Source organism: Capillimicrobium parvum (assembly GCF_021172045.1).
Taxonomy (GTDB): domain Bacteria; phylum Actinomycetota; class Thermoleophilia; order Solirubrobacterales; family Solirubrobacteraceae; genus Capillimicrobium; species Capillimicrobium parvum.
The window spans coordinates 2,181,003-2,196,754 of the sequence record NZ_CP087164.1 but is presented as its reverse complement, the minus strand read 5'-3'; the positions used below and the strand labels follow the sequence as shown (position 1 = coordinate 2,196,754).

14 protein-coding genes are annotated in these 15,752 nt (G+C 76.4%); 10 read left to right on the top strand and 4 right to left on the bottom strand.

From position 1 onward, the window contains the following. The first annotated feature begins 46 nt into the window (after positions 1-46). Complete coding sequence (locus tag DSM104329_RS10890) at positions 47-1,306, top strand: amidase (protein ID WP_259315463.1); 1,260 nt, start codon at positions 47-49, stop codon at positions 1,304-1,306. Here the strand turns inward: DSM104329_RS10890 and trpS are convergent. Continuing rightward, positions 1,281-2,270 carry a tryptophan--tRNA ligase gene (gene trpS / locus DSM104329_RS10885; RefSeq protein ID WP_259315462.1) on the bottom strand — a complete coding sequence of 330 codons (990 nt, stop codon included), beginning with the start codon at positions 2,268-2,270 and terminating at the stop codon, positions 1,281-1,283. The two genes, DSM104329_RS10890 and trpS, sit on opposite strands and share 26 nt — an antisense overlap. Positions 2,271-2,516: 246 nt before the next feature. Here trpS and DSM104329_RS10880 point away from each other — a divergent pair, with 246 nt between their 5' ends. Next, positions 2,517-3,302 (top strand): SigB/SigF/SigG family RNA polymerase sigma factor, encoded by a 786-nt coding sequence (locus tag DSM104329_RS10880; protein WP_259315461.1) that lies wholly within the window; start codon positions 2,517-2,519, stop codon positions 3,300-3,302. Here the strand turns inward: DSM104329_RS10880 and DSM104329_RS10875 are convergent. Then, positions 3,244-4,218, bottom strand: coding sequence for a glycosyltransferase (locus DSM104329_RS10875; protein WP_259315460.1), 975 nt, complete (start codon positions 4,216-4,218; stop codon positions 3,244-3,246). The genes DSM104329_RS10880 and DSM104329_RS10875 overlap by 59 nt on opposite strands. A gap of 82 nt (positions 4,219-4,300) precedes the next feature. On the opposite strand from DSM104329_RS10875, the gene DSM104329_RS10870 reads away from it, so the two are divergent. The 8 genes from DSM104329_RS10870 to DSM104329_RS10835 are packed head-to-tail and all read left to right on the top strand — an operon-like array spanning position 4,301 to position 13,307. Beyond that, positions 4,301-5,989 (top strand): carbamoyltransferase family protein, encoded by a 1,689-nt coding sequence (locus tag DSM104329_RS10870; RefSeq protein WP_259315459.1) that lies wholly within the window; start codon positions 4,301-4,303, stop codon positions 5,987-5,989. Continuing rightward, complete coding sequence (locus tag DSM104329_RS10865; protein WP_259315458.1) at positions 5,986-7,473, top strand: HAD-IIIA family hydrolase; 1,488 nt, start codon at positions 5,986-5,988, stop codon at positions 7,471-7,473. The genes DSM104329_RS10870 and DSM104329_RS10865 overlap by 4 nt, the downstream gene beginning before the upstream one ends. Then, complete coding sequence (locus DSM104329_RS10860; protein ID WP_259315457.1) at positions 7,470-8,492, top strand: glycosyltransferase family 9 protein; 1,023 nt, start codon at positions 7,470-7,472, stop codon at positions 8,490-8,492. The genes DSM104329_RS10865 and DSM104329_RS10860 overlap by 4 nt, the downstream gene beginning before the upstream one ends. Further along, positions 8,492-9,709 carry a glycosyltransferase gene (locus DSM104329_RS10855; RefSeq protein ID WP_259315456.1) on the top strand — a complete coding sequence of 406 codons (1,218 nt, stop codon included), beginning with the start codon at positions 8,492-8,494 and terminating at the stop codon, positions 9,707-9,709. The genes DSM104329_RS10860 and DSM104329_RS10855 overlap by 1 nt, the downstream gene beginning before the upstream one ends. After that, positions 9,706-10,302 carry a D-sedoheptulose-7-phosphate isomerase gene (locus tag DSM104329_RS10850; RefSeq protein ID WP_259315455.1) on the top strand — a complete coding sequence of 199 codons (597 nt, stop codon included), beginning with the start codon at positions 9,706-9,708 and terminating at the stop codon, positions 10,300-10,302. Before DSM104329_RS10855 ends, DSM104329_RS10850 begins: the two co-directional genes overlap by 4 nt. Next, entirely contained in the window at positions 10,299-11,702 is a 1,404-nt protein-coding gene (locus DSM104329_RS10845) for a PfkB family carbohydrate kinase (protein ID WP_259315454.1), read from the top strand. The genes DSM104329_RS10850 and DSM104329_RS10845 overlap by 4 nt, the downstream gene beginning before the upstream one ends. Further along, the gene (locus DSM104329_RS10840) at positions 11,692-12,390 is read left to right on the top strand and encodes an SDR family oxidoreductase (RefSeq protein ID WP_259315453.1); all 699 of its coding nucleotides are present in this window, start codon (positions 11,692-11,694) and stop codon (positions 12,388-12,390) included. Before DSM104329_RS10845 ends, DSM104329_RS10840 begins: the two co-directional genes overlap by 11 nt. Beyond that, positions 12,381-13,307, top strand: coding sequence for a glycosyltransferase family 9 protein (locus DSM104329_RS10835; RefSeq protein WP_259315452.1), 927 nt, complete (start codon positions 12,381-12,383; stop codon positions 13,305-13,307). Before DSM104329_RS10840 ends, DSM104329_RS10835 begins: the two co-directional genes overlap by 10 nt. Here DSM104329_RS10835 and DSM104329_RS10830 read toward each other — a convergent pair. Together DSM104329_RS10830 and DSM104329_RS10825 are read right to left on the bottom strand one after the other, a co-directional pair. After that, positions 13,256-14,011, bottom strand: coding sequence for a helix-turn-helix domain-containing protein (locus tag DSM104329_RS10830; RefSeq protein ID WP_259315451.1), 756 nt, complete (start codon positions 14,009-14,011; stop codon positions 13,256-13,258). The two genes, DSM104329_RS10835 and DSM104329_RS10830, sit on opposite strands and share 52 nt — an antisense overlap. Before the next feature lie 61 nt (positions 14,012-14,072). Next, a complete protein-coding gene (locus DSM104329_RS10825) occupies positions 14,073-15,731 on the bottom strand; it encodes an ABC1 kinase family protein (protein WP_259315450.1) in 1,659 nt (552 codons plus the stop codon). Positions 15,732-15,752: the final 21 nt, after the last annotated feature.

The following is a 15,752-nucleotide window of genomic DNA, read 5'->3' as shown; positions in this document are numbered from 1 at the left end:
CGACACCGTAGCGGTGGGTCCGGTCGCCCCGGCACACTTGCACGCCATGGCCGCGCCCCCGACCGCCACCGCCGCTCTGCGCTCCCTCGCCGCCCGGGAGCTCAGCGCCGCCGACCTGCTCGAGGGCCTCCTGCGCCGCATCGACGAGCAGTCGCAGCTCGGCTGCTACGTCCACGTTGACGCCGAGGGCGCCCGCCGCGCCGCACGCGCGGCCGACGATGCCCGCGCCGCCGGGGACGACCGGCCGCTGCTCGGCCTGCCGATCATCGTCAAGGACCTCCTCGACGTCGCCGGCATGCCGACCACCGCCTGCTCGCGCCGCTGGTCGCACGTCCCCGGGGGCGACGCCGCCTGCGTGCGCTCGCTGCGCGCGGCCGGCGCCGTCATCGTCGGCAAGGGCCACACGAACGAGTGGGCGTTCGGCATCGACGGCGCCAATCCGTGGCGCCTGCCGTGCCGCAACCCGCACGACCCGGACCGGCTGCCCGGCGGCTCGTCCTCCGGTCCCGCCGTCGCGGTCGCTGCCGGCCTCGCCCTGGGCGGCGTCGGGACGGACACGAGCGGCTCGCTGCGCATCCCGGCCGCGCTGTGCGGGATCGTGTCCGTGCGCGCCACCCCGGGCCGCGTGCCCATGGACGGCGTGCTGGCCCTCGCGCCCTCCTACGACATCGCCGGGCCCATGGCCGCCGATGCCGCGGACGCCGCCCTGCTGCTGACGGCCATGACGATCCCGGGCACCGCGCCCGCCGCCCCTCCGCCGCGCCGGATCGCGCTCGTCACGACGCTCACCGACGACGCCGCGCCGGAGGTGGCCGAGCGCGTCCGGGCCACCGCGGCGGCCCTCGGGGCCGACGAGATCGCGCTGCCCGGGCTCGCCCGCGCCCACGAGGTGCATCCGACGATCCAGCTCTACGAGGCGGCTCGCATCACGGCCGCCCGGGGCGTCGACCACGACGACCTCGCGCCCGACGTCGCGCAGCGCATCGCCATTGGGGCGCGGGTCACCGACGACCAGTACCTGCAGGCGCGTGCCGAGCGCGTGGCGATCGCGCGAGCGGTGCTCGACGCGCTCGACCGCTACGACGTGCTGCTCGCCCCCGCATCGCCCATCGTCGCCCCGCCGCGCGACCTGGCCGACGTGCGCACGCCGCTGCTGCAGTGCGTCGTCCCGCTCTCGCAGGTGCCGGTCCCGGTCGTCACCACGCCGCTGCCCGGCCCGGGGCTGCCGATCGGCGCCCAGGTGATCGGGCGTCCCGGCAGCGACGAGGCGCTGCTCGCGTTCAGCGAGCGGGTCCGACGCCCATGACGCGCCGGACGTCGGCCAGCGTGTCGGCGGCGATCGCGCGCGCCTTGTCGGCGCCCGCGGCCAGGACCGCCTCGAGCCGGTCCTCGTCGGTGCGCAGCTCCTCGTAGCGGGTGCGCACGGGATCGAGCAGCGCGATGACCGCCTCGGCCGTCGCCGCCTTCAGGTCGCCGTAGCCGCGCGCGTCCGCCATCGACGCCTGCGCCTCGGCCACCGTCGTCCCGCGCGCCGCGGCGAGGATGTCGAGCAGGTTCGTCACGCCCGGCTTGTCGGCGCCGGCGCGGATCTCCGTGCCCGAGTCGGTCACCGCCCGCTTGAGCTTCTTCTCGATGGCCTTCGGCTCGTCGAGGACGTAGACCGTGCCCTCCACGCTGCCGCCGGTCGTCGACATCTTCCTGGCCGGATCCTGCAGGTCCATGATCCGTGCGCCGACCTCCGGGAACTGCCCGTCCGGGACGACGAGGATCTCGCCGTAGCGTGCGTTGAAGCGCTCGGCGATGTCGCGCATGAGCTCCACGTGCTGGCGCTGGTCGTCGCCGACCGGCACCGTCGTCGCGCGGTAGGCGAGCACGTCGGCCGCCATCAGCACCGGGTACGTGAACAGGCTCGCGGAGACCAGGTCGCGCTGGGCGGCGGACTTCTCCTTGAACTGGTGCATCCGGTTCAGATCGCCCCAGGCCGTGACCGACGAGAGCAGCCAGCTCAGCTCGCTGTGCTCCTGCACGTCGGACTGGCGGAAGAGGATGCAGCGCTCGGGATCGAGGCCGGCGGCGATGAGGATCGCCGCGGTGTCGTAGAGCCGTTCGCGCAGCTCCCGCGGGTCGTAGGGCACCGTCGTCGCGTGGAGGTCGACGACGCAGTAGATCGACTCGCCGGCGTCCTGGCCGGCGACGTAGTGCTGGATCGCGCCGATGTAGTTGCCGAGGTGCTTGCGACCGGTGGGCTGGATTCCGCTGAAGATGCGCACGAGCCGCAGGAATCTAGCGGCGCTGCGACCGGGGGCGTCCCACCCACGCAGGTCAGCGTTCTGACCCCCCGGCGCGGGCCGCTCGACACGGCGCATGTGAGGTAGAACCTGCGGGTACGGCTCGGGAAGGTCGCCGCCCGGACCGAACGGCACAGGCGGCAGGCCCCGAGGGATCATCTGGAAGGACGGACCGCGTGCTCGCAGCGTGCGGTCTTCGGACTCCCGCCCTAACCGGAAGGAGAGTCCATGCCGAAGTCAGCGACCCCTGTCGTATCCGAGCAGTGGCTGCTCGAGCGCTACCGCCGCCAGGGCGACGAGTCCGCCCGTGATGAGCTCGTGCGCCGCATGCTGCCGCTCGTCCGCCGCGTCGCCGGCGCCTACCACGCCCGCGGCCACGAGGACGACCTGATGCAGGTCGCCTGGCTGGGGCTGATCAAGGCGATCGACCGCTACGACCCCAGGTTCGGGTCGCCCCTTCGCACCTACGCCATCCCCACGATGTACGGCGAGGTGCGTCGCTACCTGCGCGACCACTCGTGGGCCGTCCGGGTCCCCCGCCCGCTGCAGGAGCGCGTGCTCGCCGTGACCAAGGCGGTCGAGCGCTTCACCACCGAGGAGGGTCGCTCGCCCACGGCCCAGCAGCTCGCGGAGCGGCTCGGCATGGACCTCGAGGAGGTGCTCGAGGCGCTCCAGGCCGGCAGCGCCTACTCGGCGACGTCGCTCGACGCCCCGGCGGGCCGGATCGAGGATGGCGACCGCACCGTCGCCGACACGGTCGGCGCGGAGGACGAGCGCCTCACGCTGGCCGAGGAGGTCGCCGACCTGCGCGACCTGCGCGACCTGCTCGACGAGCGCGACCGCCACGCGCTGTACCTGCGGTTCGTGCGCGACATGACGCAGACGGAGATCGCGGCCGAGCTCGGGTGCTCGCAGATGCAGGTCTCGCGGATCCTGCGCCGGGCGCTCGCGCGCCTCAGCGAGCGGGCGAACAGGACCCCGGTGCAGCTCGAACGCGAGCCGGTCCTGGCGTGACGGCGGCGGCGCCCTCGAGCGCCGCCGTCCACTCGCTCGCGAAGCGCTCCAGCGAGAAGCGCTCGCGGGCGTGTGCGCGGGCCCCCTCCCCCAGCCGCGCCGCGAGCGCGCGGTCGGCCAGCAGCTCGCGCATGCGCTCGACGAGCTCGTCGACGTCGGCCGACGCGTAGCCGCACACGCCGTCGCGAACCGCGACCGCGTGCTCCGTCGTGGCGAGCGCGACGACGGGCAGCCCCATCATCATGGCTTCGCAGACCGCCATCCCGAGGCTCGTGTAGCGGATCGGGTTGAAGAGGAACCGGTAGGGCGCCTCGAAGGCCGGCAGGTCCTGCGGCGCCAGCTCGCGCGCGCCCATCCCGACCAGGTCCAGCGGCACCTGCGCCGCGGCGCGCTCGAACACGTCGGCGCCCAGCCGCCGCCCGCGTGCGGCCAGGTTGTTGACGACGGTGAGGCCGCGGTCGAGCTCGCCGGTCCACAGCGCTCCGAGATCCGGGACGCCGTGCTGGATCGTGACCGTCCGCAGCGGGCCGCTGTCCCACATGAGCGCGTTGTACGGGGTGACGTGGACCAGCAGCACGTCGGGGTCGTCGACGGGGTGGCGGGTGTCCGTCGGGGAGCCGTGGAAGGGAGGATCGTGCTCGACGAACACGCGCGGACCGGCGAGCTGGGCCGGCGAGAGGAGCTCGTGACGCGCGTCCCACTCGCGATGGTGCTGAAAGAGCACGACGTCGACGTCGAGATCGCGCACCTCGCCGGCGTCGACCTCGCGCACATTGGCCGGCCACGGGGGCCCGTCGCGGGGCAGCCCGGCGAAGTGCGGCGGGCGGCCCGGGCGCGCCGGGACCAGCCACTCATGGTCCACTTTCAGGAGCGATCTGAGGTAGGCGCCGTGGACGTGCCAGGTGAGGATCCGCATCGCCGCCCCCTTCCCCGCACGGGGTGACCTGCAACCGGTTGCGCGCTTGTTTGGGCGGATGGTTCTCGGGTGAGTCGGCGGCATGCCCACGGTGCTCGGCATCAACGCCGTCTTCCACGATCCGGCCGCCGCGCTCGTGGCCGGAGGGCGCATCGTCGCCGCCGCCGAGGAGGAGCGCTTCTCCCGGCGCAAGCACGGAAAGAGCGCCGTCCCGTTCGCCACCTGGGAGCTCCCGGAGGCGGCCATGCGGTTCTGCCTGCGTCACGGCGGCCTGGCGCCCGCCGACCTCGACGCGGTCGCCTACTCCTACGACCCCGCGCTCGCCGAAGCGCCGCGTTCGATCCACGACGACGACATCACCGCCGACGCCTGGGAGCCGCTGCGCACGCTGTACGCGCGGCGCGCCCCGAGCTTCCTCGCCACCGCGCTGCCGGGCCTCGATCCGCAGCGCGTCGTCTTCGTGGCGCACCACGTCGCCCATGCCGCGTCCGCGTACCTCGCGGCGGGCTGGGAGGACTGCGCGGTGCTGGTCTGCGACGGCCGTGGCGAGCGCGCCTCGATGCTCGCCGGCCACGTGCGCGGCGGGACGCTCGAGGTGCTCGCCACCCAGCCCCTTCCGCACTCGCTCGGGTTCCTGTACTCGGCGCTGACCGAGCACCTCGGCTTCCGTCGAGACTCCGACGAGTACAAGGTCATGGCGATGGCCTCCTACGGGCGGCCGGCGTACCTCGCCGAGCTGCGCGAGCTCGTGCGCGCCGACGGCTGCGGCGGGTTCGCCGTCGCGCCGATCGACCTCGGACGGTGGGCGCCGGCGCTGCGTTCCGGCGACGAGTGGCGCCCCGAGCATGCGGACCTCGCCTGCAGCGTCCAGACCCGCCTCGAGGAGGTCCTGCTCGAGCTCGTCGGCCTGCTGCACGAGCGCACCGGCGAGCGCGACCTGGCGATGGCCGGCGGCGTGGCGCTGAACTGCGTCGCGAACACGCGGCTGCTGGAGGAGGGGCCGTTCGACCGCATCTGGGTCCAGCCCGCCGCCGGCGACGCGGGCACCGCGCTCGGCGCCGCGCTGTGGGTGGCGCGCGACCGCGGCGGGCGCCTCGCGCCCATGGGCACCGCCGACCTCGGGCCCGGCTGGACCGACGGCGAGCTGCTCGGCTGGCTGCACGCCGCCGGGATCGAGCCCGAGCGGCCCCCGGACGTGGCCGAGGCGACGGCGGAGATCCTCGCGGCCGATGGGATCGTCGCCTGGTTTCAGGGCCGCTCCGAGTTCGGGCCGCGCGCCCTCGGCCACCGGTCGCTGCTGGCCAACCCGGCCTACGAGCGCAACCTCGAGCGCCTCAACGACGTCAAGGGCCGCGAGCAGTTCCGGCCGGTCGCGCCGATGGTCACGCTCGAGCGCGCGCCGGACATCTTCACCCGCGGCCCGCTCCCGTCGCCGTACATGCTCTTCACGCACGGGGTGCGCGAGGAGTGGCGCACCCGGATCCCGGCGGTGGTGCACGTCGACGGCAGCGCCCGCGCGCAGACCGTCGACCGCCGCGAGGAGCCGCTGATGGCCGCGGTGATCGACGCCTTCGAGCGGCGCACCGGGGTGCCGGTCCTCGTCAACACGTCGCTGAACACCGCGGGGCGCCCGATGGTCGACGACCCGCGCGACGCCCTCGAGTGCCTGGGCTCCGCGCCCGTCGACGCGCTCGTCATCGGACCCTACGTCGTGCGCCGGCCGGTCGCCGTGGGCACGCAGGATCGCCGGCCCGCGGAGGTCGCTGCGTGACGGCGCGGCCACAGGTCGACGTCGTCATCCCCACCTCTGGGCGACCGTCCCTCGCGCCGCTGCTCGACGCGCTCGAGGGATTCGCGCAGGGCGAGGTGATCGTGATCGAGGATCGCGCCGGGCGCGGTCCGGCCTGGGCGCGCAACGCCGGATGGCGGCGCTCGCGCGCCCGGTGGATCGCCTTCCTCGACGACGACGTGATCCCCGAGCCGGGCTGGGCCGCGGCGCTCGCGCGCGATCTGCACGACCTCTCCCCGCGCGTCGGCGCCTCGCAGGGCCGCCTGCGCGTGCCGCTGCCCAGCAACCGGCGGCCCACCGACTGGGAGCGCAACGTGGCCGGACTCGAACGCGCGCGCTGGGCCACGGCGGACATGGCGTTCCGGCGTGCGGCGCTGGAGGACGCCGGCGGCTTCGACGAACGTTTCCCGCGCGCGTACCGCGAGGACGCCGACCTCGGCCTGCGTCTCACCGCCGCCGGCTGGGAGATCGTGCGCGGCGAGCGCCGCGTGCGCCACCCCGTCGGCCCGGCCGGCCGGTGGGTGTCCGTGGGCAAGCAGGCCGGCAACGCCGACGACGCTCTGATGCGGCGCCTGCACGGGCGCGGCTGGCGCGAGCGCGCGGGCGCGCCCCGCGGGGCGCTGCCGGCGCACGCGGCGACCGTGGCGCTCGGCGCGCTGGCGCTCGTCCCGCGGACCCGGTGGATCGGCGCCGCTGGCTGGCTGGCGGCCACGGCGCGCTTCGCCTGGCGGCGCATCGCGCCCGGCCCGCGGACCGCCGGCGAGGCGGCCACCATGCTCGTCACCTCCGCCGCGATCCCGCCGGCCGCGGTCGGCCACCGCCTGCGCGGCGAGCTGCGGGTGCGGCGGATCGCGCGGCGGCCCTCGCCCGCCGCGAACCGCCCCCTGCGCGGGGAGCTGCGGGCGCGGTGGATCGCGCGGCGGCCCTCGCCCGCCGCGAACCGGCGCCCCGCGGCCGTGCTGCTCGACCGCGACGGCACGCTCGTCGTCGACGTCCCCTACAACGGCGATCCAGAGCGCGTCGTGCCCACGCCGACGGCACAGCGGGCGCTCGACCGGCTGCGCGGCGCCGGCGTGCCGCTGGCCGTCGTCTCCAACCAGAGCGGGATCGCGCGCGGCCTGCTCGACCGCGGGCAGGTCGAGGCGGTCAACCGCCGGGTCGAGGAGCTCCTCGGTCCGATCGGCCCGGTGCTCATCTGCCCGCACGGCCCCGAGGAGGGCTGCGCCTGCCGCAAGCCGCAGCCGGGGCTGGTGCTTGCGGCGGCGCGCGCGCTCGGCGTCGAGCCGTCGCGGTGCGCAGTGATCGGCGACATCGGGGCCGACGTCCAGGCGGCCCGCGCGGCCGGAGCCCGCGCGGTGCTCGTCCCCACCGCGGTGACGCGGCGCGAGGAGATCGCCGCGGCCCCCGAGGTCGCCGCCGATCTCGACGCGGCGGTCACGCTGCTGCTGGCGGAGGGCGGCCGGTGACCGGTCACGTGCTCGCCGCCCGCTGCGACTCGCTGGGCGACGTCCTGCTCACCGGCCCGGCGCTGCGTGCGCTGCGCGCCGGGGCCGGCCGGCTGACGCTGCTGTGCGGCCCGCGCGGCCGGGCGGCGGCCGAGCTCCTGCCCGCCGTCGACGCGGTGCGCACCTGGCACACCCCGTGGATCGACGCCGAGCCCAAGCCCGTCGATCCGGCTGCGGTCGACGAGCTCGTGGCCTGGGCGCGCGCGGAGGGGTTCGACCACGCGGTGATCTTCACGTCGTTTCACCAGAGCCCGCTGCCGCTCGCGCTGCTGCTGCGGCTGGCGGGCGTGCCGCGCATCAGCGCCATCTCGGTCGACTTCCCCGGCTCGCTGCTCGATCTGCGCCATCGGGTCGGCGACGACGTCCACGAGGTCCAGCGTGCGCTGTCGCTCGCGCACGCGGCCGGGTTCGCGCTGCCCGGCGGCGACGTCGGACGCCTGCGGGTCCGCCGGCCCGGCGCCGCGCCGCCGGTCGCCGGCCCGTACGTCGTCGTGCATCCGGGGACGTCGGTGCCCGCCCGCGCGTGGGCGCCCGAGCACCACCGGGCGCTCGTCATCCGCCTCGCGGCGCAGGGCCGCAGCGTGGTCGTCACCGGCGCGGCGGACGAGCGGGCGCTCACCGCGAGCGTCGCGGGCGACGACGCGCTGGACCTCGGCGGTGCGCTGTCGCTGCCCCAACTCGCCGACGTGCTCGCCGGCGCGGACGCCGTCGTGGTCGGCAACACCGGCCCCGCCCATCTGGCCGCCGCGGTCGGCACGCCGGTCGTCTCCCTGTTCGCCCCGACGGTCCCCGCGGCCCGCTGGCGGCCGTGGGCCGTCCCCCACGAGCTGCTGGGCATCGAGGTGCCGTGCGCCGGATGCCGTGCGCGCGAGTGCCACGCACCCGGACATCCGTGCCTCGACGACCTGACGCCGGACGCGGTCGCCGACGCGCTCGAGCGCCTGGCCCCCGCGATCGACCGAGAGGAGGTATGGGCCTGATGCGCGTTGCCATGATCTCCGAGCACGCCAGTCCGCTGGCCGTCCTCGGCGAGGAGGACGCCGGCGGCCAGAACGTGCACGTCGCCGCGCTGAGCATCGCGCTCGCGCGGCTCGGCTGCGACGTCACGGTCTACACACGGCGCGACGACGCGCTCCTGCCGCGGCGCGTCCCGCTCGCCGCGGGCGTGGTCGTGGAGCACGTCGACGCCGGGCCGGCCCGCGCCATGCCCAAGGACGACCTGCTGCCGCACATGGACGCGTTCGCCGAGTACCTGCACGCTGCGTGGCGCGACGAGCCGCCCGACGTCGTGCATGGGCACTTCTGGATGTCCGGCCTCGCCGCGCTCGACGCCGCGCAGCCGCTCGGCATCCCGGTCGCCCACACGTTCCACGCCCTGGGGATCGTCAAGCGCCGCCACCAGGGCGCGCGCGACACGAGCCCTGCCGATCGCATCGACCTCGAGCGCGGGATCGTGCGGCGGGCGCACCGGATCGTGGCCACGTGCAGCGACGAGGTCTTCGAGCTGCTGCGCCTCGGCGCCCAGCGGCGGCGCATCACCGTCGTGCCGTGCGGCGTCGACCTCGCCCACTTCACTCCCGACGGGTCCGTCGCGCCGCGCCCGCCCGGCCGGCCGCGCGTGCTGTGCGTGGCCAGGCTCGTCGAGCGCAAGGGCGTCGGCAACGTCGTGTCCGCGCTGGCCGGCGTGCCGGAGGCCGAGCTCGTGATCGCCGGTGGCCCGCCGCCCGCCGCCCTCGACGACAGCGCCGAGATCGCGCGCCTGCGCGCCCTGGCCGGGGAGCACGGCGTCGCGGACCGGGTGAGCCTGCTCGGCAGCGTCGAGCGCGCCGACCTGCCGGCGCTGCTGCGCTCGGCCGACGTCGTCGCATGCGTCCCGTGGTACGAGCCGTTCGGGATCGTGCCGCTGGAGGCGATGGCCTGCGGGATCCCCGTCGTGGCGTCGGCGGTCGGCGGGCTGATCGACACCGTCGTCGACGGCGTGACCGGCGTGCACGTCCCGCCGCGGCGGCCCGACCGCATCGCGGCCGCCGTGCGCTCGCTGCTGGACGACCCCGTCCGGCGACAGGCGCTCGGCCGGGCGGGGGCGCGGCGCGCACGCCGGCGCTACGGCTGGGACCGCATCGCCCGCGCGACGCTGACCGTCTACCGCGAGCTGGCCCTCGGACGGGCGGCGGCCGTGGAGGAGGTGCAGCGGTGAGGTTCTCGACGGGCGGGCGCCACGTCGCCGCGCTGAGGACGGCGCTCGTCGCACTCGAAGCCGAGATCGGGCGCGTCGAGCGCTGGGGGCACCTGCTCGCCGACCGCCTCGTGGACGGCGGCCGGCTGCTCGCCGTCGGCAACGGCGGCAGCGCCGCCGAGGCCCAGCACCTGACCGCCGAGCTCGTCGGCCGCTACGTCGACGAGCGGATGCCGCTGAGCGCGATCGCGCTGTGCACGGACTCCGCGGCGGTCACGGCGATCTCCAACGACTACGGCCTGGAGGCCGCGTTCGCCCGCCAGGTGCGGGCCCACGCGCGCCCGGGCGACGTGCTCGTCGCGCTGTCGACCTCGGGCCGCAGCGCCAACGTGCTCGCGGCGGTCGAAGCCGCCCGCGACTGCGGCGCGATCGTGTGGGCGCTGACCGGCCCGGGGCCGAACCCGCTGACCGAGGTCTGCGACGACGCCCTGTGCGCGGCCGCCGCCGCCACCGCGACGATCCAGGAGATCCACCTCATCGCCATCCACCTGCTGTGCGCGGCCGTCGACAGCCGGGTGGCCGCGAGCGTCCCGGCCGAGGAGGTCGTGGCGTGACGCTCCGGCCGCGCGCACCGCTGGTCGTCGTCGGCGACACCCTGCTCGATCGCGACATCGAGGGCCGGGCCGAGCGGCTGGCCCCCGATGCGCCGGCGCCCGTCGTCGACGAGCAGGCCCGCCGCGCGCGCCCGGGCGGCGCCGGGCTTTCCGCCGCGCTCGCCGCGGGCGACGGGCGTCCCGTGACGCTGATCACCGCCCTCGCCCGCGACGCGGGCGGCGACGAGCTGCGCGAGCTGCTGCGGTGCTTCGGCGTCGAGGTCGTCGACCTCGGCCTCGCCGGGACGACGCCGGAGAAGATCCGCGTCCGCGCCGGGGGGCGCGCCCTGCTGCGGCTGGACCGCGGCGACGGCGGCGAGCCGGGCCCGGTGACCGCATCCGGGCGGTCCGCGCTCACCGGCGCCGCGGCCGTCCTCGTCTCCGACTACGGACGCGGCCTGGCCGCCCGCGCCGACGTGCGCGCCGCCCTGGCGGCCCTCGATCCTGACGTGCCCGTCGTGTGGGACCCGCACCCGCGCGGTCCGGCGCCCGTCCCGGGCGCGCGGCTGGTGACCCCGAACGCGGCCGAGGCCGCCCGCGAGGTGCCCGAGCCGGCCGGCCGTCCGCAGGGCGCGGTGGCCGAGGCCGCCGCGCGCGGTGCCGAGCTCGCCCGGCGCTGGCGCGCCGTCGGCGCGTGCGTGACGCTCGGGGAGCGCGGCGCCGTGCTCGCCTTCGCCGAGGGCACGCCGCTCGCGGTCCCCGCACGGTCCGCCGCGCACGGCGACCCGTGCGGCGCCGGCGACCGCTTCGCGTCCGCGCTGGCCGCGCTGCTGGCCGACGGCGAGCTGCCGTCGTCGGCGGTCGGCGGTGCGGTCGCCGTCGCCTCGGCGTTCGTGGCGGCCGGCGGCGCCGGCGCCGTGCGCGCCGAGACCGAGACCGAGGCCGAGGCCGCACCCGGCGCCCCCGAGGACCCCCGCGCCCTGGCTCACCGCGTGCGCGCCGCGGGCGGGACCGTCGTCGTCACCGGCGGCTGCTTCGACCTGCTGCACGCGGGCCATGCGGCGATGCTCGGCGCGGCCCGCTCGCTCGGCGACTGCCTGATCGTGTGCCTGAACTCGGACCGCTCGGTGCGCCGGCTCAAGGGCGCCGGCCGCCCCGTCGTGCGCGAGGACGACCGCGCGGCGCTGCTGCGCGCGCTGGCGTGCGTCGACGCCGTCGCCGTGTTCGACGAGGACGTCCCCGAGCGCGTCCTGCGCGACCTGCGCCCACACCTGTTCGTCAAGGGCGGCGACTACCACGCCGCCGAACTGCCCGAGGCCGCGACCCTCGCCGAGTGGGGCGGTCGCGCCGTGACCGTCCCGTTCGTCGCGGGGCGCTCGACCTCGAAGATCCTGGAGGAGGTGGCGCTGCGTGGCGCCTGAACTCGCTCTCGAAGGGGCCGTCGTCGTCAGCGGCGGCGCATCCGGCCTGGGCCTCGCCGTCGTGCGCGCCGTGGCCGAGGCCGGCGGGACGCCGGTCGTCCTGGACCGCCGGGCGTCGCCCGACGGCTTCGAGGGCGTGGAGGTGGACCTCGTCGACGCCCGCGCGGCCGAGCGCGCCGTCGCCGGCATCGGCGACCGCTTCGGCGGCCTGCGCGGCGTCGTCACGGCGGCCGGCATCGACGCCTGCGGCACGCTCGACGAGGTCGACGGCGCCGAATGGGACCGGGTGATCGCCGTGAACCTCGTCGGCACGGCAGCCGTCGTGCGCGCCGCGCTGCCCCACCTCGAGCGGGCCGGGGGGCGGGTCGTGACGATCGCCTCGACGCTCGGGCTGCGCGCCCTGTCGGACGCCACCGCCTACTGCGCGTCGAAGTTCGGCGTCGTCGGCTTCAGCCGCGCGCTCGCGGTCGAGCAGGCCGGCCGGGTCGGGGTGACGATGGTCGTGCCGGGGGGCATGGACACCGCGTTCTTCGAGGGCCGCCCGCAGCAGTACAAGCCGGGCCCGGACGCCGCCCTGGCCGACCCGGCCGACGTCGCGCGCACCATCGTCTTCGCCCTCGCGCAGCCCGCCGGGTTCGAGATCCGCGAGCTCGCCGCGATGGTCTCCACCGAGCCATCGTGGCCCTGATCGTCACCCTGCGGGCCCTGGGGCTGGGCGACCTGCTCGCCGGGATCCCCGCCCTGCGCGCCGTCCGCGCCGCCTTCCCCGGAGACCGGCACGTCCTCGCCGCGCCCGCCGCCCTGGAGCCGCTGGCGCTGCTCAGCGGTGCGGTCGACGCCGTGACCGACACCGCCGAGCTGGCGCCGCTGGCGCCCGGCCTGCACCACGCCGGCCTCCTCGTCAACCTCCACGGGAGCGGCCCACAGAGCCACCGCATCGCCCTCGGCACGCGCCCGCAGCGGCTGATCGCGTTCGCCCATCCCGACGTCCCGCAGACCGCGTTCGCGCCGCGCTGGCGCAATCGCGAGCACGAGCGCGAGCGCTGGTGCCGTCTGCTGCGCGAGTCGGGCATCCCCGCCGACCCGGCGCACTTGAGCCTCCGGCCTCCGGACGCCGATCCGCCGGCGAGGGCGGTCGGCGCGACGGTCGTCCATCCGGGGGCCGCGTCGCCGGCACGGCGCTGGCCGGCCGAGCGCTTCGCCCGCCTCGCCCGCGTGGAGCGCGAGCACGGCCGCGACGTCGTCGTCACCGGCTCGGCCGAGGAGCGGCCGCTCGCGGAGGCGGTCGCCCGGCAGGCCGGGCTGCCGCCCGGGGCCGTGCTCGCCGGACGCACGGACCTCATCACGCTGGCCGCGGCGGTCGCCGCCGCCGGCTGCGTCGTGTCCGGCGACACCGGCGTGGCGCACCTGGCCGTCGCCTTCGGCACACCGTCGCTGACCCTGTTCGGCCCGGTCGCCCCCGCCGAGTGGGGCCCGCCGCCGAGCGGACGGCACCGCGTGCTGTGGCGCGGGCGCCGCGGCGACCCGCATGGGTCCGAGGTGGACCCCGGCCTCTACGCCATCGACGCCGACGAGGCCCTGCTCGAGCTGAACCGCGTCTCCTGAGCGGCGAGGAACTCGCCCAGGCGCTCGTCGACCGAGCGATCCAGCAGCCAGCCGCCGTCGGACCGCTGCAGCAGCCCCGACTCGGCGAGCCGGCCCAGGGCGCTCGTCACCGAGGGCCGCCGCGCCGCCACGAGCGCACCGAGCGTCTCGTGGGTCAGCTTCAGCGGCACGGAGATGCCGTCCGGGGTCATGCGCCCCCAGCGCTCGGCCAGGCGCCAGAACAGCAGCAGGAGCCGCCCGTCGACGCGCGGGATCTGACCGAGCGCGAGCTGCAGCGACAGGCCGCGGGAGCGGCGCAGCGCCCGGTGGCTCACCTCGGCGATCAGGCTCGGCCAGCGGACGGCGCCGGCCACGAAGCGGCGGTCGAGCACCGCGAGCTGGGCCGGCTCGAGCACCGACCACTGCACGTCGAAGTCGACCCGGGGCATCGGGTCGTCGTCCTCCCAGGGCCGCAGGATGTCGCCCGCGCCGAGCAGTTCGCCGGTCGTGCGCCCGGCGAGCGTGAGCATCCGGCTCAGCACGCCGTCGAGGACGAGCACGCCGAGCGCCCCGGCGCACTGGCGTCCCAGGTCATCCGGGCACCACGGCCCGGGCGCGATCTCGACCGACGGCACGACGAGGTGGCGCGCGGCGGCCTCGCGCTCCGCCTCGGAGAGCCCTTCGGCCAGATCCGGGTCCGCCTCGAGGATGTCGACTGCGCCCACGATGGCATATTGCCCAGCCTGCGCCGTCCCACTCGCACGCGCGCAGATTTGTTGCCGAGCGTCAGGCCGGCGGCTTGGCGCGCCGGCGCCGGCCGCCGCGCAGCAGCCCCGCGGCCATGAGCACCCCCGCCCCGGTGAGCGCGGCCCCGGGAACCGAGACGCCGTTGCGCCGCGGCGGCGGGTCCGCGTGCCAGACGATCGGCGCGCCGACGAGCAGCGCGGCCGTCAGCATCCCGTAGGTGAGCCGGTCGACCGCCTCGTCGGCGTCGGTGTGGCGCACGACCACCTCGAACCGGCCCGAGCCGATCCGCTCCACGAACGTGCGCACGTCGCGCAGCATGTGCCGGCGCCCCGTGGCGAGGTGGCGCAGGACGTCCTCGCCGCGCTCGAGCAGCGCCTCCGGGCGCAGCCGCTGCTCGGCCAGCCGGCGCACCACCGAGTGCAGCACCGGGGTCATGCGGAAGTCGGCGTCGACGTGGCGCACCGTCCCCTCGAGCTCCGCCGCCACCTGCGCGAGCAGGTCGAGCTTGCCCGGGATCTCGAGCCCGTACGCGCGCACGACGCTGCGCATGTCGCCGAGCACCGCCCTCATGTCGATGGGACCCGCCGCTCCGACCCGGGCGAGGACCGCGCGCTCCACCTCCTCGGCGAACGCCTCGTGGTCGACCTCGGCGGGGTGGTCGCAGACCGCGAGCAGCGTCTCGGTGAGCTCGTCGGCGCGGCCCGATGCGAGCGCCGAGCCGATGGCCGCCAGGCCGGCGCGGGTCTCGTGGTCGACGCGCATGACCATGCCGCAGTCGATGACCCCGATGCGCCCGCCGGGCAGGACGAAGATGTTGCCGGGGTGCGGATCGGCGTGGACGAAGCCGTCGCGGAAGATCATCGTCATCCACACCTCGGCGCACCGGCGCCCGAACGCGGGCCGGTCCAGCGCGCCGCCGTCGGCGGCGGCGACGTCCGCCAGCGAGCTGCCGTGCAGCAGCTCGAGCGTCATCACGCGGCGTCCGGAGAGCTCCGGGACCGGCCGGGCGAAGTGGACGTCGGGCTCGTCGTGGAACGCCTCGCCGAAGCGCTCGGCGTTCGCCGCCTCCCGGCGGAAGTCGAGCTCGCCGAGCGTGCGCCGGCGGAACTGCTGCGCCAGCTCGCGGGGCCGGTACGCGCGCGCCTCCGGCACGTGGTCCTCGACGACGCCCGCGAGCGCGGTGATGATGTCGAGGTCCTCGTGGACGGTCGCCTCGATGCCGTCGTGCTGGACCTTGACCGCCACGTCGGTGCCGTCGGGCAGCCGCGCCGCGTGGACCTGGGCGATCGAGGCCACGCCGATCGGCCGCTCCTCGAAGTCGGCGAACAGCTCGTCGACGGGATGGCCCAGCTCGAGCTCGACGACGCCGCGGATGACGGCGGCGTCCTGGGCCTCGGCGTGCTCCTGCAGCTGCGCGAGGCAGTCCTGCAGCGTGGGCGGCAGCACCCCGCTGACGCTCAGCAGCTGACCGAGCTTGACGTAGATCGGGCCGAGCTCCTGGAGGGCGAGCCGTAGCCGGTCGCCCTCGGAGCGACCGCCGACGAGGTCGCTCTGCGGATCGGTCATGTGCCGCTGCAGCCACGCCGGACCGTGCCCGCGCAGGCGCGAGGTCAGGCCGTAGCGGCTGAGGGCGCGCACGGTATGCGCGAGGCGGGCGGAGTCGGAGCCCAGCGAGGCGACGCGGCGGTACACGGTCATGCGTCACATGATCGTGACCGG